Source organism: Cryobacterium gelidum (assembly GCF_004403985.1).
Classification (GTDB): Bacteria; Actinomycetota; Actinomycetes; order Actinomycetales; family Microbacteriaceae; genus Cryobacterium; species Cryobacterium gelidum.
Window position 1 is genome coordinate 53,569 of record NZ_SOHL01000027.1, and the last position, 18,648, is coordinate 72,216.

Here is an 18,648-nt window from a genome sequence, read left to right on the forward strand (position 1 = left end):
GATCGCTGCTACGCAGCCGGCGGCGGGGCCAGCTCGATAACGAGAGCCAGAAGTTCAGAGCGATGCGCCGTCGGATTCGTGATCACACGCCCGACCGCGACGCGGAGCCGCTCGGCATCCTCGTCTCCGATTCCAGCGACGGGCTCCAAGCAATACGCGATGTCGTTCTGCAGGTTGCGGCCGTCATCGTCGACAGCGACCTCCGGATAGTAGAACAGCGCAGCGAGCGCGGTGCGGCTGAGCAGGTCGTCGAACTGCTCCTGCGGGATCGTCATAGTGAAGCCTCCTCTGCGCGGGCGTGTGTGAGCCACTCATGCCGCTAACAGGAGGTGCGCAGGCTCTGACGTGGCGTCAGCAGTGTAGCGACACGAGCGCTGGCTCGTCGAAGCGCTCGACGCCGTCAGAGAGCAGCGCTCGCTTCATGCGACGGCGGGCCACGGCTTCACGAACGCGTGCCGCGATCAACTTCAGCAGGCTGATTGGCCCGATCAAAACAAACTTGAGTGTGTCCCAGACCAACAGCAGCACGAGGAGGTTCAGCCAATCGGAACCGCCGGCTTCGAGCAGGTCCGCGCAGTACGCCGCTGCGATCGCATACGGAGCGGCGAGGCCCGGCTCCTGCGCCATCGAAAGCGGATACTGTCAGCGGCGGTGACCTGCTGCATCCTGTCGAGGCCTCGGACGGTTAAAAATATTCACCTATCCGGCAGGCCTGCGGCATGGAGTGTTCTGCGCACCTCCTGGTGAGCGCTGACCACTATAGTCCGTCCCAATCACAGGAGGTCAAGTCCCATGACATTTCACACCCAGCAATCGCTGTCCGGTTTCATCGCTTCCGACCCTCAGCAGTCGGTCACCGAGAACGGCGACACCCGCTTCTACGTGCGCGTCGGCCAGCCGCACTTCCGTCACGAATCCAGCGGCAGCTTCACCGCGCTCGAGCCGACGTTCCACGACCTCGTCGCCTACCGCGCCACCGCCGAACGCGCTCTTAACCGACTCGCCAAAGGTGACAGCTTTGTCGCCGAAGGATACGTTCGCACCTTCCACGTCGAGCGCGATGGGGAATTTATTCAACGCGAAGAGTTCGTTGCCAAGAAGATTGGCCATGATCTCGCGCGCACTAACTATCAGATCACGAGAACCAATCGCTCGGCTCCGGGCAGCGAACAGGACGCTGCGGCAACGCAGACGGGAATCGTCAGCGAGACGGAAGCTGCTCCCGCCGGCTCGGGGTGGTGAAGCAGCGATGGCAGAGTCCTTGATCGAGTGGGCATCCGGTGAACACGACGACGCGTTCGGAGCAAGCTCGTTGGACGATCTCGACGGGCCGCTCACTGCAGAGCCGCCGCATCCGATCAATTGGAACCTCCTCAGCGCAGACGACGCCGAGGCCGAATGGATCGATCTCAACCGCTGGGTGAACTGGCTGCGACGCACCTACGGACTGCTAGCATCCGTCGTACCGCCGTTCTGGCATCGGCACCCCGAACTCGTCTGGGAACTCTCCGCTCTACACCTGCACTGGCTTGGCGCCTACGACCCCGACCAGCACGGCTCCGCCCCGCTCGGCTGGCACCGTGACTTCGCGGATGCCCGCCAACGGCTCCGCGACTGGGTCGCGATCTCCGGCACTCGGCCGGAGCGCGACCGATCGACGCGGCAGACGGCATGGCCAGGAGAACCGCCAGCCGACACCGTCGAAGACGTGACCATCGGCGATCGCGACGAGGACTTCGTACAGTTCGTCGTGGAGGACGTTGCGAGGCGGCGCGAGGCCAAGGCGGGGTTTTGCGACCTTACCCCGCGCACTGGTTCAGCAGCCTAGCGTCCGACCGCGCTCAGCCTTCCGACACTTTAGATAATGCGCTGGCACCTCCGTGGAATGCGACGGCAGATTCGCCGAATTCTGCACTCTCCCGTGCGGCAACTTCCCGCTCGCGCGCGAAATCAATACTGCGAGCCAAAACCACGTATACGATCGCCGACGCAGTAAGACCCACAAAGAGTGCGAGGTCGGCGCCCCCAAGTAAAAGAGCAACCGGGCCGGTGTACCACGTTGTTACTACAAACGGGATCATGGCGATAATTCCCACAAGGTATGCCACGAGCCCCCGCCAACCCCATGATCCGTAGATACCATTTGGAATGAATATGTCGCGTATTGCATAGTTGCCTCGTCGAACTAAGTAATAGTCGACAAGGTTCACAGCAGTCCACGGCACGAGGACGTAAAGCAGAATGACGAGGAAGCTTCCGAAATTCGCCAGGAATTCGCCAGTACTTAAAAGCGATCCAATGTAGGCGGCAGCGGCGATAACAAGACAGCCAAGAACGCGAAGCGCGCGGGTCGGCTTTATCGGCTTGATCGAATCGACGATCGTGATGAGTTCGAGAGATGCAGCGTAGATATTGACGGTGATAACGCTAATGAGCCCCGGCAAAGCTGCGAGCAGAAGCCAGAAACCGGCCCCCGGCAAAATCATGTCCGCCGCGTCTCTGACGCCATCTAAGGGCGAAGCTCCCGCGAAGGCCGCAGCGACGAGTGCACCCAGTGCCATGAGCCATGCCGCCCCGACAAACACCCCTCCGTAGGTGTATGTGAGTGCTTTGGCGGGGCTAGTCTGCGGCGGTAGGTAGCGGGAGTAGTCCGATACGTAGGGAGCCCAGCCAAGTGCATAGGCCGCTGCTGCACTGAATTGAACCAAAAATGCTGTCCAGTTGAAGTCTGCGAAGGTGAATTGAGCAGGGTCGATTGGCACAACCGCTACGGCGGCGATCGTGAACAGTCCGAAAGTGACCAAAAAGAGGAGCGTCAACCATTTCTGCGTTGCGTGGATCCAGTGGTAGCCGAAGATAGCAAGAATTACGGCAAGACCGCCGATGAGCAGGTACCACAAACCGCTCGCATCCACACCGGTCGTCATCCTGATGATGTCCGCGCCGAGCATCTGGTTGAACATGTTGAATCCAACGAGACTGAAAACGACAATCGCGCAGATCAAAATGACCCCCCGGTAGCCGAATTGAGCCCGGGACTGGATCATTTGCGGGAGGCCGAGCTGTGGGCCTTGGGCCGAGTGGAATGCGGTGAAAACGGTGCCGACCGCTACTCCCAACACAATTGCCAAGAGGGAGGTCGCTAACGAGGCGCCCAGCGCGGCACCGAGCATGCCCGTCGCGAGGGTTGTGATGTTCGCATTGGACATGAACCATAAAGGGAATAGCGTCCCTGGTTTGCCGCGGCGCTCGCTTAGCGGAACCCAATCGATCGATCGCGACTCAATGCGTTCCCCGCGGGATGAACCGACGTCCGACGGAATTGTGGTGCTCACAGCGTTCATTTGGTGCTCCTCAGTCGCGAAATGCGCCATGGCTGGGATAGCCGCACGCGTCACATCCACGATCTACCTCAACGGTTGACGTAAGAGTAGTGAGGCATTAGCTATCGGTACAAGCAGGGGAGAGCCTATAAAACGCATAGGCAAGGCCTATTGCGACCAAATTCAGGTCCTCAGAGTCATGGGAAGCGCCCCGATCGATCAGTTGGGCGGGGAAAGCATCATGGTCGTTGCCATGATGGCCAGCTTGGCAGTAACTGGTGAGAGCGTGGCATTCTGTCGGTTGATCAGGGCAATTGTGTCGAAAATGGGCTCGGCAAAGCCCACAGTTTGGACGTTCGCAGGAAAGATCGAATGGCGCGTCACGGCCTTGGAAACGATGGTGTCACCCACGCCGCGAGAAACGAGGCCGAGTGCCGAATCTATGTTTTCGACCTCAATCAGCGGCTCCAAACGCACTCCCGCCACTTGAGCTCGGGCAGCGAGTTGCCGCCTCGTCGGATCGTTCCACCCGTAATAGGCGTCATAAAGGATAAGAGGGGCCCCATTGATAGCCTCCATTGTCATCGGAATCGCCGTGCGGCTCGGATCGGCGCTCGCCCACAGCACTTCATCTCTCATCAATGGTTTTACATCCAGATCGTGATCCGGTATGGGTAGGACGACGAGACCAGCCTCTAATTCGCCCGATCTGACTGCCTCGGCGACCTCAAAGGAGTTTTGACCGACGAGGCGCGTTCGAACCCCTGGGTGTTCGTGATGAAAGCGTTCGGCGAGGTCTGAGAGAAAATAAAATGGCGCATTTCTTAAAACCCCGAAGGATGCTACGCCGCCTTCGATTCCGCGAAGTGCTCGCAAGGCTTCATCGGCACCATCCGCGCTCTCCACAACGCGTCTGGCCCACGGAAACAATTCCTCTCCCGCGGCTGTCAACACCAGCTTCCGACCAGTGCGTACGAATAGTGCAAGTTCGTGCTCATCCTCGAGTTTCCGAACGAGTTCGGAAACTGTGGGTTGCGTCAACCCAAGCTCTTTTGCCGTTGCAGTGAATGAACCAACAGTGCCCGCCACAAGAAATGCCCGTAGCTGCGTGATAGTCGTCATAGCCAAAGCCTATGGGAAGACAAGGAAGGTGGGTTCTTGTCCTGTACTTCGAGATTCTTTTAGAATCTGAGCATGATCTTTTCTAAAGGCGCGTTGGAGAAATTTAATGGAGCGTTTCATCGACTGAAAGTTCCGCTGGTTGATGCGCCCGCCGCACAACGTGATCCGTCCGTTATCGCGACAGTATCCGCGATGCTGAGTGACATCGAGCTCCGGGGTATGGACGCTGTCCGCGACTACGCCACGAAACTCGACCGCTGGGACGGCCGCGAGATCGAACTGGATCGGGCGTCGATCGAAGCGGCAGGAAATCGCCTGACCCCACAACTGCGCACCGCTATCGAACTCGGAAGTTTGCGAACGCGCTCATTTGCACGGGAACAACGGTCTCGCCTGGTCGATTTCGAAACCCGACCCATCCCCGGACTGGTAACCGGAGTGCGCTACGTGCCGGTATCCCGGGTCGGGGCTTACCTGCCAGCGGGCCGCTTCCCGCTCACCGCGAGTGCATTCATGACTATCGGAGTAGCAAAAGAGGCGGGAGTTCCGACCGTGATTGCATGCACGCCACCGCAACAGGACGGAACCGCCAACGACGCCGTTGCCTACGCGGCCTATCTTTCAGGCGTCGACCAGATGTTCGTTCTCGGAGGCGTGCAAGCCCTAGCGGCGATGGCGTTCGGATTACTCGGCGAACTACCCGTCGACATGCTCGTCGGCGCGGGTAACGCGTACGTTGCCGAGGCGAAGCGTCAGCTTTTCGGTACCGTCGCGATCGATCTGCTCGCTGGACCGTCTGAAGTCGCGGTGCTCGCAGACGAATCCGCAGATCCCGAAATCGTTGCCGCCGATTTGCTCGGGCAAGCTGAGCATGGCCCCACGTCGCCCGCTGCGCTGATCACGACTTCGGAGGAACTCGGTTTGGCGGTCATGCAGGCAATCGACCGCCAGCTCGAAACGCTTGCGACCGCGTCTATCGCAGGGCCAGCGTGGCACAATTATGGATCCGTTACGGTGGCCAATGATCGTGACGTAGCCATCGCGCTCATGGACGACCTAGCCCCAGAGCATCTCGAAATCATCACGACCGATGACGCCTACCACCACGATCACTTGCGAAACTATGGATCGCTATTCATCGGCGAGTGGAGCACGGTTGCCTACTCGGACAAAGGGATGGCGGGCACGAACCATGTTCTTCCAACCGCGGGAGGAGCCAAGCACAGCGCCGGCCTGTCTGCCGCACGATTCGTCAAACCTCTCACATATCAGCGCGTCGAACGCGAATGCACACCGCTACTCGCGGAGGCTGTTCAAATCATTTCCGACTCCGAAGGTATGGCCGCGCACAGCGCTACGGCGACTATGCGCCTAGAGCGCTTCGAAGCCGCGCAGCACGGAATTCGTGCGGCAGACGAAGCCGTTCAATCGGTCTAGGGAGCCCGTCATGGACGCTCCTAATACGCAGGTCGCAACCGACCGCACCACTCGGGTGCGGTGCCATGAACTCGCGCCAATAGCTGGGGACTTTCTTGCGAACGTGGCAATCATTGAGGCTGCCATCCTCGATGCGCAGCACTCGGGAGTGCAATTACTGGTCTTGCCTGAGCTAGCCACCAGTGGCTATTACCTCACAGCGGATGAAGCTAGAGCGTGTGCCATTTCAGCAGACGCGGCCCTGTTCAATTGCTGGGCCAGGATGCTGTCGCGCGACGCGGTCATAGTTGTCGGATTCGTAGAAAAGGACGGCACGGCCCTCTATAACAGTGTCGCCGTTCTTACGGAGGCCGGCCCCCTGGCCGTCTATCGAAAGACCCATCTCTGGGATTCGGAGGTCGATCTATTCGTTGCTGGAACTGATCCTGCCCCGGTCGTGGATACCCCGCTGGGAAAACTGGGCATACTCATTTGTTACGATCTTGAGTTTCCCGAAATGCCGCGAAACCTCGCCCTACGGGGCGCAGAGATCATTGCGGTACCCACCAACTGGCCCTTAGTGCCGCGCCCTAGCGGAGAACATCCACCCGAAGTTCTACAAGCAATGGCCGCCGCGCGATCCTCGAGCGTAGCCATAGTCTGCTGCGACCGCAGCGGCGTGGAGCGCGGTAACGAGTGGACTCAGGGAACGGCGATCGTCGGACCCGATGGTTGGCGTCTCGGGTCTAAAAGCGAGAATGGCGTTCTGGAAGCGAGCCTCACGATTGGCGCCATGCGTACGCAGATTGGACCGCGCAATAACGTTATGACGGATCGACGTCCCGAACTCTACTTCTGACCCGACCGTAACACTAGGGTTACACCACTGGCGGTCGACCTAACACCTTCTGGTTTGGGCGGCTAACGGACGTGCCCCAGTGGTCTGCTAGGTGCCGGAGACTCCTGCGGGACTCTGCGTCGGCGTGTTCACGGAACGCGGCTGACAAAGCAAGACAATCAGAATGATTGCTCCGACAAAAGGGATGAGAGCAAGAAAGAGAAAACGCCACGAGTACCCTGCATCACGCAGCCGGCGGACTCCGACGGCGAGGGACGGGAGCAATACGGCCAATCCCCAAAGTGTCTGCAGTACCCCGATATCTTGTCGACCACTGATCGCGATATCGATGCCACCGAGGACGACCGAGATGAGGACGTTGAACAAAGTCCACCACCAGTACTCGGAACGGCTAGCAACCCCACCAAACTTCGCGTATTTCCTGAACACCGATGAAATAGTTTGGCCGAAAGACATCGCATGTTCCTGACGTGAGGCTTTTGAGAGCCAATACAGACTCAAGGTCTGGTCAGAGCCTACCGATGATTGTGGGGCATCCATTCAGCGGTTTGGCCCGGGCAGAACCGCACCTCGATGGTTGTTCTTAGCGGTTAGGTGGGTGGCGCCAGCCGCTGCATCACCTCCGCCGGCTCCGACTTCACGGTACGGTACGGTCAGGCTCCGCATAGTGCGCCTTCGTCGTCGACGTTGACGTGTGCCCGTGCATGTCGGCCGCAGCCTGCATTCCGAGCTCGTTGGCGAGCAGAGTCGCCCCGGTGCGTCGAAACGAGTGCGGAGTGATGTCCATCCCTCGAGGCCAGCATTTCGGAGTATCCTACGGAACGTGCGCCGAACGTTGTACGGCGTGAGCGGACTGCCGACCCTGGAGTAGAACAGCAGATGCTCCGCATCCTTCGGGTCGAGCAGCGCCAAGCGCTGACGAATCACGTCGGCCGCGAACGGCGGAATGCCAATGACCCGGTTCGATTCATGGGTCTTGGGGTGCTCCTGACGGTGAACCCCGGCTTTGTTGTGCACGACGAGGGTCCCGCCGATGTTCACCCGTGGCGGGTTGGCATTCAAATCGATGTCGCACTGCCGGAGTGCCAGCACCTCGCCAATGCGCGTCGCCGTGCCGAGCATCACCTCGATGACGTCTCGCACCTGGCCGTCTGACTGCGGCCCCATCCTGCCCACTTCAGTGCGCCACTCTCGGGCGGCGAGCCGGATGGCTGCGATCTGATCGCTCGTGAGCGCCTTCGGCGTGTGCGGGGGCCTCTTCACGCGCGACGTTTCCTCCATAGGATTTCGCGGAATGATCTCCCGCCGCGTTGCGAACGCCAGAATCATGCCGAGGATTGTTCGAGAGTGCTTCGCTCGCGTAAACGACTGCGCGCGCTGCTGCCTGAGGAAGAGCTCGATACGACCGACGGTAACCCCGCGAATCGTGAAGTTCTCGAAGTAGGGCAAGACCAGCACGCGCACCTGGCGCTGGTACGTATCTTTCGTTCCTTGAGCGCGGTCGACATCGAGCATCACATCCTCCAGCCATGCCTCCGCGAGCAGCAGAAACGGTGAGCTCGCGGTGAGCGAGTCGCCACTGCCGCCGGCTCGCAGGCGGGCCGCTCGTTCTGCCTTGAGCGATGCCTGCGCCGCGTTGCGACTCGGGCCGGTCGCCGTCACCCTCCGCGTTTGACCATCCCAGTCGTGGAAGCGAGTAATCGCGCGGAAGATCCCCGGACCGACCTGTTGAGTCGTGATGGCACCGAACGTGCTGACTGGCAGTCGGGGTCGCCCGGCCATCAGCGTTTGGCCTCGTGGTCGACGACGGGTGTCTCTGGCTCGTGAAGCCCGTCGAGCCATCGCACCACGTCGGAAACGCGGAAGCGGATCTCCCGGCCGACTCGAATGCCCGAGGGACCACGTCCGTCTGTACGCAGGTCGTAGATCGCCTGCGTCTGCACGCCGAGGTACTCGGCGAGCTCGCTTGTCGTTAAAACCGGCTCGAGGCCGAGCCCGAATTGTCGTTCGCTGTCCATAACTCGTAGGTAAGCGAGCTCATTCCAGATGACTCGAACCGGGTCGTGCACCTTCTTTACGAGCGGCCAGAGATGGCGCATAGTTTTGAATAAAAGACCAATAAACGGATAGTGCATCAAGTCTTGCCCTTTCGGTGCAGACAAGAAACCTTGATCAGATCCAAATTACAGTAGGGCGGCCGGGACTTGAACCCGGGACCGACGGATTACACCAAGCGCTCCTGAGTCGCTCGCTCGGTGATAATGAAACATCGATTGATCTCGACGAACTTCGGTCGGACCAGGTTTTCATCGTTGCAGATGCGCTGAAAGGTTGAATCTATCCTAGACCGAGTTCGTGCTACCTCGATGGAATAAACGGACAATAAAATAGCGCGCATCAAGTCGAGGCCCAGCCGGTTCTCGCACCCGCCTTGAAACGCACCTTCGAAGTCGAGGGCTCTTTGCAAAACCCTCCAGGGCACGGAACTCAGGCATCTACGAAATGCGTATTCCTCCGCCTGTGGGCACTTTTTCCTCTACGTCGCTTTTTTGGCCCGGAAACAGCGACGAACATGGTTCCTGCCCTGCTTCAAATGCGCAGACACTAATTGGCATAATTGTTGGCCGCGGTGCCATTCGAACAGTCTCTGGGCAGCTTCAGACGTGCACCCCGCAGTCTAGTTTTCGTCCTTTGCCGCGTAAATTTCGGCCGTAAGCCCGCGCATTCCGGCACGCATCTCCATCAACAATTCCTGCCGGTTTCGGTCTCCTACTTCGTCGAGAAGGTACCGAATTTTGTCGCCCTGGGCGCGCCGATCTTCATTGTCTTGCAGGGCGTCGCTTAGTCCAATCGCGTCGACCTCTCTTCCTAGGGCTTCGGACAGATTTACGCGCACGATGTGCGCCGCTCCAGAACATTTGGTGCACCACGGCCGGTCGATGGCATCGAGGATTGTCAGCGGCTCGCCGTAGAGGTAGACGCCGACCTCGACGTAGCTGTTCGGCCTGAAAATCGGGGTAGCGCGGACTGCATTGCAGGCAGACGATGCGCCCCAATGCTTCGTCCGCCCAGTACCTCCGGACGAATCGACGATGGCGGGGTTCGGGCGAAGGACGCAGGCGATCATCGGGTCACCATAAATATCGGGGAGAATCGCGTGGAGCGACAGCGCTCCCTGCCTACAGAATTGGCAATATCCAGTCCTCTTCAGAGTTTCGGCCAGTTCAACCGAAACGGCGAGGTCCTCGACCGATGGCGCGTCGACAGACGTCAAGATTGCCCACTCGCCCGAACCGGTTTTGTGCGGTGGGTCCTGTGCAACGAAACCGGTGCCATACGGGCTGGACCGTAGCCAAGTGCGGTCGGCCGAGTTCCATCGCAAGCTCACCCCGGCCCCGTGGTCACCGTAAAGGACGACAGCGAACATTTCAGACAGTATGCCGGGCACCGCCGACGGGAGGATTTCTGACATGTTGCCATCATGCCGTAAGGGCACCACGAAGACTGGCGCTTGGTGGGTTGCGCTCCGCATGTGTCTGCCAGCACGGCACCTTGAAGTACGCTCGCGATCGGCGCAGCCGGGCAGCACGATCGACCGACATCCCCGCACACACGAGATCAATGAACTCAGTCCGGGTATTCGGCGGAAACAACTGGACCATGAAACGCTCCATTCACTAGAGCGTTGCCACGACCATATGACTTTGCCCCACATAGGATTCGTCAATCTGTTTGATAGGCGTTCCTTCCCGCGATGGAATCACTCGATTCAGGCCAGCAGATCGCCGAGCAGGATGTTGACGACAGCTTCCTCGTGGACGGCGGCGTTCGTCCGCTCCATCATCCGGGACAGGTGCTCGTCCCACGGGGTCGGTCGTCGCGCACCGTCCAACGGCTCGAACGGGCCGGTGATCGAAGCGGCCGTGTAATCGTCAGCACCCATCCGCCATGGCACCCCACCCGAGAAAAGCACCCGATTGACTATCAGGACCCCCGGCCAATCAAAGTCACCGTGGTAGCGCACTGTCACTCCACCGCGGATCAGCGTACGCAGCACCTGCCAGGCGACGGCGGAACCTTGCCCAGACAGGCACACCAGCGGGACATTCACAGCCGCTCGGGCAGCAGCGGAGAGGATCTGCGGGTTCTCGCACGCGAACACGACGGAACCAGGTTCGGCGAACGTCACGTCATCAGCCTTACGGAGCTCTTGCACCGTCAGGTGGGTGACCAGCCCGAGGTCGGCGCGCTCCCGCATCATCGTCGCCCACCGGTTGACCCCGGGCGGGCGGAACCCCCACGTCATCGCTGTCCCCGACACGTCGTCGGTGGCCACACCCGCGCGCTCCCACAAGCGCCGGGTATCCTGACCGGCCGCTGGCACCGGTTCGTCGAACGTAATCGCCAGCGCCCGCACCATGAGGCGAGCAGCTAGCCTCCCCTCATCGAACCCGTGTGCTGTTCCAGTGGCGATGGTCGCCAGTTCCCCTAAACCGAAAACCGGATTTGATTCGATGTCCGGGTCATCGAACACGAGGGCGCTGGTGAGTTCAGCCCAACCGAGCGCGAACCAGGAGATCGCTTCCGTCGCGACGACTCTTCCGGCTTTCGTAAGGACGCCTGACAGGCGGATGCTTTCCACAAACGCCTGCGCCTGCGCTGGCGGGCCCATGACGACTGCCTGTTCGAGGGCGGAGAGAAGCTCTGCGGTTGAAGCCGCCCGGTCCTCCCGGGCTTGACGGCGGTCGGTGAGCGGGGACCCAGTCACTGCAGCAGTCACAGCGGCGAGGTTCGCCCGTTCGGCGGCCCCCTGCAACGCAACGTCGAGGTCATCCAATTTCACTCGGTTTCGACACGGGGTTACTCGCTTAGCTAGAAGCCCCTCCAACCTGTCGGCGCCGTCCGCGTCGACCTCCACGGTCACCGACCCGGAAGCTGACAAGCCGTTGCATTCGAGTCGTTTCCGGATCGAGACCCAGAAAACGGTGAGGGACGACGCGGATAGATAGTCGAGCAGGCGCTCCGGGATGTCGTCCATCACACCTCCCGGAGATGGTGGCGTTGCCCGTCCCAGTGGTAGCGCACCGCAGTGGTCGGGGTCTCCTCACCGGTGGACCGGATCTCGTACTCGTCCAACGAGTGGATGTTCGCGTAGTGCAGCCACAGGTCAAACCCGGTCATCATGAAGTCGATATCTCGTTCCACGAGGATGGATGTGAGGATACGCCGGCCGTGGTCGTCGACCATCGCGTACGCGTCATCTAGGAGGATCAGGCGCGGTGCGATCGGGGGTAGAGCGCTGAGGTGGGAGTCTAAGGCTGAGATTAACGCCAGGTATGTGACGTACCGCAGCTCCCCTTCGGAGAGTTTCGCGCCTTTCAATGTGCGCTCCTGCCCGTCGTTCGGGCCGAGCACGACCGGTTCAACGATGTACCAGTTGCGGTAGTCGAGGCTGTCCGCCAACGCCTTTCCGTACCCCTCGGCACGGTTGAGGTTGTACGCGTCTTGGACGGTCTGGCGGAGCAGAGTGGAGAGCTCCTCATTCTCCGCTGCGGAGCGAACCTGGTCTGCGATCGCGACCAACTGGCGGATGCGGTTCACCGCCTCGGTGACATCATCTTTGTCGGCGAACTTCAAGCGCACCCCGATCCCGTTGCTGGTGCGGTGCGCCGACACTCGGGCGGAAGTATCCCGTATGGTTTCTTTGGCCAGACGGATGATCTTCCGCATGTCAGTGGCGACACCATCGACGATGAACCGGGAGAAAACCTCTGCTTCTGACTGCATGATCGCCTGCCGGCCGGTCTCCGCGCGGCTGGCCAAATCAGCGGCAGCTGTCGGGAGGGGATGGGTGCCTTCCCCGCCGATCAGCTCCACCAGCAGTACCTCGTGGGAGGTCGTTTTCCGGTGCACGTCAAACATCAGGTTCACATGATCACGAAGGGTGTCCAGAGCTATATGCACGGCGTCCAGAGATACGGGACGCTGCTTGGCGTTGGTGACGTTCGACCGGAGCCACCCCACCAGCTCCGCCGGGGTCGCTCCCTCAGGGCGCTCAGTCGCTTCGACCGTGTCCGTAACTCCGGGGAGTCGCAGAATTGCGTGCACACGTTCGGCCACGTCTGTGGCCTTGGTGGCCATAGCGACAGCTCGGTCGGTTGCGTTGTCGACCGTGGTGACCGCGGTACCATGCCTGCTGGCTGCATCTCGCGCTTGGCGGTCAGTCTTGTCTCTCAGCGTCCCAGCTGTCCGCAGCGCTGACTCGACGTTGGCGAGTTCATCCATCACCTGTTCGGCGCTCACCCCGATGGTTGCTTCCAGCTTGCGAATGACAGCCGCTTCGCTGCGCCATCGCTCCCCCGACTCGTCGGCGAGAAGCATTTGGGTGTCGGCGGCGGTGACCGCGTCACTCACGTCGTCGGAGGCCGTCTGAAATGTTCTCCGTTGCCGAGCGAACGTCTCAGCGAAAGCGGTTGCCTTATCGCAGGTGCTGACTGTGATGCGGAGCTGCTGAAAGCGTTCCCGCAACTTCGGTTCCGTTTCGGGGAGCTCCGCATGGTGGCAGGCGCGACGATGGACGGCTTCCCCGGCGTCCCATTCTGTGCGCGCCCGAAGCGCTTCATCACCTGCTGCGACAGCCGCCAGCCACAAGACATCCGCCGTCGTTGCGGCGATGCTGCTGGCAGTGTCCGCTTGGATAACCGCGGTAGAGGTTGGGGGCCGCGGCGACCTGAACGCGAATCGCCGTCCGCAACGCCGTGGCAGCCGCTGCATCCTCATCGCAAACGATGAGAAGGGTAGTGATTTCGCTGAGCTGGATGTCGATCTCTTCGAGTCGCGCACGTCGGGTGCGCTCCCGTGCGGCGGCACCGATGTGCTGAGCCGGAGTTATCGGGGAGCGGCCGGTGAGGGGTCCCGCGTGCCAGGACCCGTCCTCCTGGATGTTCACCGGGCAGGTCGGGTCGTTGAACCCGATCCTCCCGAGAATCTCGGCGACCCCCGAGCCGGCCGCGTCAGCGGAAAGAATCTCGGTCAGCGAACGGACCGCTACGGTACCGCGCGAGGACACGATCAGCTCACCGGTCACCGGTCGTACACCGTCCTCCGTAACGGTAGCCGCGAGAATCCCTGAAGCGCGCAGCGCGCTCTCCACCGCATCTTGGATGTGCTCCGGTACGCCAGGACGGAAATCCACCGTCTCCCAGAACGCAGGCCCGTCGGCGACGCTCACCCATGAGCTCCGCTCCGGTGCGGGTGTTTCGTTGCCGACTAGTTTGTCCTGCTGCGCGGTGAGTAGGTCCCGTTCGTCGATGAACGCTGTGCGCCGGTTACGGACCTGCTGTGCGGTGACAGCAACGTGTTCGACGGCGTCAGCGGCGACGCTCTCCCCGAACCCATCCAGCTCGTGCACGGGCGGCAAAATTCCGTCAGTGAGGAGGCTGGACAGTGCCGTCGTCGCCCAGTCCACCTCACCGAACAGGGTGCTTGTGGCCGGACCCTGCGCCCACCCGGCCCATGCGACGCCCAGAGCGAGCCGGGCGGCGTCAGCCTGCTCTGCCGCAGACACAGCGGCAGCCCGGCCAGCATGGGCGTCACGTTCAGCTTTCTGGCTTCCCTGTTCTACCAAGCGCACGGAGCGTTCGTCGTTGATCAGGCGTAGAGCGGTTTCCAGCCGCGCTTCGGCGACACCCTGCTTGCTGTCCGCGGCGATGCGAAGCGCGGCGAGCTTGTCAGTGACCGTCACGGAATCCACTGGATTGACGGTGACCGACGGCACCCCGTCGTGTACCTCTACGACGGGCTCGGCCTCAACGGTTCGCCGAACATTGACCGGCCGGGAAGCTCCGGGTGCCACGGAGACCGAAAAGACAGGGAAGGTGTGATCAAGTCCCGCGTCAACCGCGCACGTGCCGGTTTCTCGAACAGCTTGGGACAGGTTGTCTCCGGTCTCCGCCACCGTCTCAGCGTCGGCCATCGCTCGCTTCACGGCCGCGTCCACACCATTGGACATGCGCCACCAGGAGCTGAGTTCGGAGACCGCCGAGCCTTTGAGCGCCGCGACCATGTTTCGGCGGTCCACGAACGCGAGCGCATCCTGGTATGCCGGAGATTTCTCCAACGCCGCCTTGTCAGCGTTGAGTTTAATGATTTGTTCTTTGAGCTCGAAAGCTTCCTTGTCCTTCTGCTGCAACAGGGCCCGTGCGTCGGTTTCCTGGTTCCGGGCGGACTGCTCCGCCGCAGCCGCATCTTCCGCCGACGTCATAGCGTGCGTCAAGCCCAGGGTCTCTTTGGCGAGGACCGTGGTGATGTACCCGCGGTACACCTGTAACGTCTCGGAGGCGTGCCGTGATGCTTCCTCGATGTGCTGCTGCTGCTCCCGGGTATCTTGCAGGTTGTCCAGTGACAGGCCAGCGGATCGGATGGTGGCGTCCGGCATCAACGGGAGCGATTCTGTCAGCAGACGGGTTACGTCCTTCGCTCGGTACTTCGCCCCAAAATCCGGGGATCGGAGGTTGTACATGACGCCGAACGCGGCCGCCAGCCGGGCCCGTCCGGCGTCATCGGTGACCCCGAACAGCTCTTGGGCGACCCGGTTACCGTGTTCGGTGCTCTGCTGGGTGATGTTGTGCGGGCCGACAAGCTCCCCAAGCTGCGCGCGGGATAGCGGATGGCGGGTGTCATCCATCAGCTGCAACCCATGTCCGACCCGCAGTTCGGTGATGAAGAAGTGCACATCGGAGGTGCTGGTGTTCCGGGAGTACTTGAGGTACGCGCCGACAGTGCGGTAGTCGCCGTCGCCGTTCTTGTATTCCGCCCACACGTACCCAACCCGGTTGCTGTCCTTGCCGAGCATTACCCGCATCAGCGAGTCGACGGTGACTGCTCCGGAAGATCCGGACCCCATCCGGCGGCGGTCCCCGGTGAGTAGGAACGGAAAGAGCATGTCCATGCCCCGGGATTTCCCTGACCCGTTCGGACCACGGAAGACGACACGGCCGCCAGCGCACGGGAACTCGACGTTCGCGAACTTGTGCACGTTCACGATTCCGGCGCGCACCAGCCGGAAGCGAACCTTTAATTCTGGTGCCCGGGCGGTCGCAGAGAGGTCGGTGACAATGGCGTTATTCATGATTCTTCTCCCAGGGTGTCAAACAGACTGAAATCTGCAGCGGTCTGCGGCGCGGGCGCCGTTTTCGGTGCAGCCCGGCGGGTGACCGTCGCGCCGTACCGGGCAGCTGCCGGGTGCACAGTGACGGTACCCGGGCCAACGGTGAGCAGACCGACAGCGCTGAGGATGCTGATCACCGCAGCGGTCGCCCGGGCGGCGGCGGACGGGTCGGATGATTCAAAGTCGGACCGCAGATGCCCGCGGTACGTGTCGAGGATCGCCGTGATGATCTCATCGACCGTTTCATCGGTGACAGTGACTGCGCCGCCGTTGCCGGGCTGGTGGGTGGTGACCACTTCGGTGACGAACATCAACGCGAGTTGGCGGGGCACTCCCACCCCGGGGAATGGTTCATCGGTGGCGTCCTCCGCGAAATCCCACGCGAGGGCGCCTTCCCGGCGGACCTCCAAACGCAGCCCGAACAGGTCTACCAGCTGATCCTCCAAGGTCCCGCGGTCCCGCGACCATATCCGCTCTTCCTCATCGGTGAGGAGGGCGCGGTCCAGGATCGGATCTTCCACCAGTCGACGGGCGAGGGTACGATCGGGCCGGTCAGTCCGGGCCTCCACGATGAGTGAGTTGGCGAGCAGGTACGACAACGCTGTTTGGTTCACGCTCAGCAGCACTTCCAAGTCCCGGCCGGCGCCCCACTCGGCCGCTGAACCGTCGGTCTCCTCCACCACTCCGAACCGGGCGAGAAGGGTCACGGCGGTCACCAGGTCGCGGCGTTCCGTGAACGAGTCCCCGGTCACAATTTCGGCTGTGGCAGCGTCGGAGCGCACCTGCGCGACCAGCGCGGAGATCAGCCATTGGTCAGCAGCGCCCGGAGCTTGCAGCGCTGCCGCGATCAGGCAGACGTACTGGTACACGCGCGGGCTGACCGGGCCGTTCGGTCCATGCAGCGCACGGACAGGGGAGGTGCCGGGAAGCGGCGGTTTCAGAAGACGGGCGAACGTGGATTCCACGATTAGCCGGTACCCGAGCGTCTCCCCGAACCGTCGTTTCAGCTCCGTGGAATGGCGGCGCACGAGCAGGAAGACATCCGGATGGCGGGCTTCGGTGAGGAACGTGTGCCGCTCCAAAAGCCGGGCGGCATCCCGGATTTCGTAACTGGTCGAGTCGCTCATCCGGCCGCTTCCTCCCTGACTTGGCTTTCCGTCGAGGTGACGGTCAGTCGGTGCCCGTGAACGGTGAGCACCCCTTCCTCGAACAAGATGGTGCTCACCCCGGCAATGGGTTCCCGGCTGAGTCGAAACCCCGCTTCTCGGTTCTCTGATGTGTTGGTGGCCTGGTCGATCAACGTCAGCTGGGTGTGAAGCAGCTCTTGCGCTCCGGAGGAGAGATGCACACCGTCGAGAGTCCCGGCAGCGATCAGCTCGGCGGCCGCTAGTTTCCGGCGCCGCATCTCCACGATGGCGTCCTGGTACGCCAGCTGTGTTTCCAGGACCGCATCCCGAATCGTAGCGGTGCGGCCCCGCGCGGACCGATCACCGCGTTCCCGGAGCGTAACGGGCACATCCACGTTCGGGGCGTTCCACCAGGAGGTGTTCGCAGACGGAGGGACGTTCTCATCGTCGCCGAGCAGGAGATGCCGCCATGAGTAGACGCCGAACGAGTTCGCGAACAGCCGGTGCGCGTCCTCGTCCTCGGCGACGTGAAACAGTTTGGCGAGCTGGAGCAGGTCATCACGCCGGGAATGCCCGGACCCGGCATCGGTGACGATGCGTTTGGCATTCACCAGCAGCTGCCCGAGGGCCTGTTCGGTGGCTGCCCGGAACGCGACCGGCCCGGATGTCTCCCCGTCGGCGGCGTACCATTCGCCGAGCCACACCCAGTCGGACTCGGTACGGCCTTGGCTGAGTTCGGTGTCCTTCGCGGTTAGCGTCTGCCAGAGGGCGAGGGTCTCGAGAACCTCAGGGATCTGCGGCTGCAGCTGGACGAGGAGCGCGGAGATGCGCGGGGCGTGCTGCCGGACGTCGCTGCCGAGGATGTCGATGTAGCGCATCAGGGTGGTCTTCAACGCCAGATACTCGTCGCCGACAATGTCGTACCGGGACAAGATCCCGCTGAGGTAAGCGGTGAAATCCCGCAGGCTGTCCCGGAATTCCCGGTGGGAGTTGAAAGTAGTCGTCACTGCAGCGGCGATCACGTCTGGGTCCTTACCTCCGGCGATCCCCTCGACGACTCGGGTGAGTTGCTCGGCGATCACCCCCATGAGTTCTCGGGCGACCTCCTTAGCGCCGTCAGTAGCGTTGACGATGTCATCAGACTGGGTGGCGACCCGCGCGCCGAGCTTGGAAGCCTGGTACCGAGATTTCGTGCGTTGCAGTTCCGCGATGGTGGTGACTCGGTAGTTGCGGACGGAGGGGATGACATTCCCCCACCCCTTCAACTGAGTGCACCGAGATTCGACCTCAGATTCTGTGATCGGGAATCCGCCGGCCTCCAACTCGGATGCGATCTCGGCAGCGCTCATCTCACGAGTGAGGACATCCCCGGAAAGAAGACGCATAATACGTCGGTGCTGGTCCGTCTGTTCAGTGTGCAGGTGCGCGTACAAGCTAAGCCGGGACACGTCAGCGCTCTCAGACTCATTCATCATCCGCCCCTCCCCCTTCAACACCGTCGACGTACGGCACGCTCAAATGCTAACGGCGACCACCGACACTCCCGGCGACGTGGGTGCAGAACCCCACTGCGTAACGTCTACTTCCGTGCTGTCATCATGCCGCATCACCGGTGTTGGTGGATTTTGAGTC

17 protein-coding genes are annotated in these 18,648 nt (G+C 61.6%); 4 read left to right on the top strand and 13 right to left on the bottom strand.

Annotated features, from left to right (window positions below; all coding sequences use genetic code 11):
* Nucleotides 1–8: 8 nt before the first annotated feature.
* Together E3T50_RS13385 and E3T50_RS13390 are read right to left on the bottom strand one after the other, a co-directional pair.
* On the bottom strand, nucleotides 9–275 hold the full coding sequence (locus E3T50_RS13385) for a hypothetical protein (protein WP_134552565.1): 267 nt from the start codon (nucleotides 273–275) through the stop codon (nucleotides 9–11).
* A 76-nt stretch (nucleotides 276–351) separates the two neighbouring features.
* Nucleotides 352–627, bottom strand: coding sequence for a hypothetical protein (locus tag E3T50_RS13390; RefSeq protein WP_134552567.1), 276 nt, complete (start codon nucleotides 625–627; stop codon nucleotides 352–354).
* Nucleotides 628–792: 165 nt separating this feature from the next.
* On the opposite strand from E3T50_RS13390, the gene E3T50_RS13395 reads away from it, so the two are divergent.
* Together E3T50_RS13395 and E3T50_RS13400 are read left to right on the top strand one after the other, a co-directional pair.
* Entirely contained in the window at nucleotides 793–1,242 is a 450-nt protein-coding gene (locus tag E3T50_RS13395; RefSeq protein ID WP_134552569.1) for a single-stranded DNA-binding protein, read from the top strand.
* Between the two features lie 7 nt (nucleotides 1,243–1,249).
* Nucleotides 1,250–1,828 carry a DUF4913 domain-containing protein gene (locus E3T50_RS13400; RefSeq protein WP_241990920.1) on the top strand — a complete coding sequence of 193 codons (579 nt, stop codon included), beginning with the start codon at nucleotides 1,250–1,252 and terminating at the stop codon, nucleotides 1,826–1,828.
* A 13-nt stretch (nucleotides 1,829–1,841) separates the two neighbouring features.
* Here E3T50_RS13400 and E3T50_RS13405 read toward each other — a convergent pair whose 3' ends face one another.
* Both E3T50_RS13405 and E3T50_RS13410 read right to left on the bottom strand, forming a co-directional pair.
* On the bottom strand, nucleotides 1,842–3,344 hold the full coding sequence (locus tag E3T50_RS13405) for a purine-cytosine permease family protein (protein ID WP_134552571.1): 1,503 nt from the start codon (nucleotides 3,342–3,344) through the stop codon (nucleotides 1,842–1,844).
* Nucleotides 3,345–3,542: 198 nt separating this feature from the next.
* A complete protein-coding gene (locus E3T50_RS13410; RefSeq protein ID WP_134552573.1) occupies nucleotides 3,543–4,445 on the bottom strand; it encodes a LysR family transcriptional regulator in 903 nt (300 codons plus the stop codon).
* A 72-nt stretch (nucleotides 4,446–4,517) separates the two neighbouring features.
* On the opposite strand from E3T50_RS13410, the gene hisD reads away from it, so the two are divergent.
* Nucleotides 4,518–5,882, top strand: coding sequence for a histidinol dehydrogenase (hisD, locus tag E3T50_RS13415; RefSeq protein WP_134552575.1), 1,365 nt, complete (start codon nucleotides 4,518–4,520; stop codon nucleotides 5,880–5,882).
* 10 nt (nucleotides 5,883–5,892) lie between these two features.
* On the top strand, nucleotides 5,893–6,720 hold the full coding sequence (locus tag E3T50_RS13420; protein ID WP_134552577.1) for a nitrilase-related carbon-nitrogen hydrolase: 828 nt from the start codon (nucleotides 5,893–5,895) through the stop codon (nucleotides 6,718–6,720).
* Between the two features lie 87 nt (nucleotides 6,721–6,807).
* On the opposite strand, the gene E3T50_RS13425 is transcribed toward E3T50_RS13420, so the two are convergent.
* From E3T50_RS13425 to E3T50_RS13465, 9 genes are all read right to left on the bottom strand, one after another.
* A complete protein-coding gene (locus E3T50_RS13425; protein ID WP_134552579.1) occupies nucleotides 6,808–7,176 on the bottom strand; it encodes a DUF805 domain-containing protein in 369 nt (122 codons plus the stop codon).
* Between the two features lie 84 nt (nucleotides 7,177–7,260).
* Nucleotides 7,261–8,502, bottom strand: a complete 1,242-nt coding sequence (locus E3T50_RS13435; RefSeq protein WP_166784305.1) for a tyrosine-type recombinase/integrase — start codon at nucleotides 8,500–8,502, stop codon at nucleotides 7,261–7,263.
* The gene (locus E3T50_RS13440) at nucleotides 8,502–8,819 is read right to left on the bottom strand and encodes a helix-turn-helix transcriptional regulator (RefSeq protein ID WP_198417992.1); all 318 of its coding nucleotides are present in this window, start codon (nucleotides 8,817–8,819) and stop codon (nucleotides 8,502–8,504) included. Before E3T50_RS13440 ends, E3T50_RS13435 begins: the two co-directional genes overlap by 1 nt.
* 578 nt (nucleotides 8,820–9,397) lie before the next feature.
* Nucleotides 9,398–10,192: a hypothetical protein gene (locus E3T50_RS13445; RefSeq protein WP_134552583.1), complete on the bottom strand. Its 795-nt coding sequence runs from the start codon at nucleotides 10,190–10,192 to the stop codon at nucleotides 9,398–9,400.
* A gap of 297 nt (nucleotides 10,193–10,489) precedes the next feature.
* A complete protein-coding gene (locus E3T50_RS13450) occupies nucleotides 10,490–11,758 on the bottom strand; it encodes a DUF2399 domain-containing protein (RefSeq protein WP_134552585.1) in 1,269 nt (422 codons plus the stop codon).
* Nucleotides 11,758–13,248, bottom strand: a complete 1,491-nt coding sequence (locus tag E3T50_RS13455) for an SbcC/MukB-like Walker B domain-containing protein (RefSeq protein ID WP_166784306.1) — start codon at nucleotides 13,246–13,248, stop codon at nucleotides 11,758–11,760. Before E3T50_RS13455 ends, E3T50_RS13450 begins: the two co-directional genes overlap by 1 nt.
* Nucleotides 13,249–13,342: 94 nt before the next feature.
* A complete protein-coding gene (locus tag E3T50_RS16285; RefSeq protein WP_166784307.1) occupies nucleotides 13,343–15,850 on the bottom strand; it encodes a hypothetical protein in 2,508 nt (835 codons plus the stop codon).
* The gene (locus tag E3T50_RS13460; protein WP_134552588.1) at nucleotides 15,847–17,016 is read right to left on the bottom strand and encodes a DUF2398 family protein; all 1,170 of its coding nucleotides are present in this window, start codon (nucleotides 17,014–17,016) and stop codon (nucleotides 15,847–15,849) included. Before E3T50_RS13460 ends, E3T50_RS16285 begins: the two co-directional genes overlap by 4 nt.
* Nucleotides 17,013–18,491 carry a DUF2397 domain-containing protein gene (locus tag E3T50_RS13465; protein WP_134552590.1) on the bottom strand — a complete coding sequence of 493 codons (1,479 nt, stop codon included), beginning with the start codon at nucleotides 18,489–18,491 and terminating at the stop codon, nucleotides 17,013–17,015. The genes E3T50_RS13460 and E3T50_RS13465 overlap by 4 nt, the downstream gene beginning before the upstream one ends.
* Nucleotides 18,492–18,648: the final 157 nt, after the last annotated feature.

Coding starts and splice junctions, on each gene's coding strand:
- E3T50_RS13465 (WP_134552590.1), bottom strand. CDS start 18,491: ATGATGAATGAGTCTGAGAGCGCTGACGTGTCCCGGCTTAGCTTGTAC.
- E3T50_RS13385 (WP_134552565.1), bottom strand. CDS start 275: ATGACGATCCCGCAGGAGCAGTTCGACGACCTGCTCAGCCGCACCGCG.
- E3T50_RS13460 (WP_134552588.1), bottom strand. CDS start 17,016: ATGAGCGACTCGACCAGTTACGAAATCCGGGATGCCGCCCGGCTTTTG.
- E3T50_RS13445 (WP_134552583.1), bottom strand. CDS start 10,192: ATGTCAGAAATCCTCCCGTCGGCGGTGCCCGGCATACTGTCTGAAATG.
- E3T50_RS13450 (WP_134552585.1), bottom strand. CDS start 11,758: ATGGACGACATCCCGGAGCGCCTGCTCGACTATCTATCCGCGTCGTCC.
- E3T50_RS13435 (WP_166784305.1), bottom strand. CDS start 8,502: ATGGCCGGGCGACCCCGACTGCCAGTCAGCACGTTCGGTGCCATCACG.
- E3T50_RS13410 (WP_134552573.1), bottom strand. CDS start 4,445: ATGACGACTATCACGCAGCTACGGGCATTTCTTGTGGCGGGCACTGTT.
- E3T50_RS13425 (WP_134552579.1), bottom strand. CDS start 7,176: ATGTCTTTCGGCCAAACTATTTCATCGGTGTTCAGGAAATACGCGAAG.
- E3T50_RS13395 (WP_134552569.1), top strand. CDS start 793: ATGACATTTCACACCCAGCAATCGCTGTCCGGTTTCATCGCTTCCGAC.
- E3T50_RS13400 (WP_241990920.1), top strand. CDS start 1,250: ATGGCAGAGTCCTTGATCGAGTGGGCATCCGGTGAACACGACGACGCG.
- E3T50_RS13405 (WP_134552571.1), bottom strand. CDS start 3,344: ATGAACGCTGTGAGCACCACAATTCCGTCGGACGTCGGTTCATCCCGC.
- E3T50_RS16285 (WP_166784307.1), bottom strand. CDS start 15,850: ATGAATAACGCCATTGTCACCGACCTCTCTGCGACCGCCCGGGCACCA.
- E3T50_RS13440 (WP_198417992.1), bottom strand. CDS start 8,819: ATGCGCCATCTCTGGCCGCTCGTAAAGAAGGTGCACGACCCGGTTCGA.
- E3T50_RS13390 (WP_134552567.1), bottom strand. CDS start 627: ATGGCGCAGGAGCCGGGCCTCGCCGCTCCGTATGCGATCGCAGCGGCG.
- hisD (WP_134552575.1), top strand. CDS start 4,518: ATGATCTTTTCTAAAGGCGCGTTGGAGAAATTTAATGGAGCGTTTCAT.
- E3T50_RS13420 (WP_134552577.1), top strand. CDS start 5,893: ATGGACGCTCCTAATACGCAGGTCGCAACCGACCGCACCACTCGGGTG.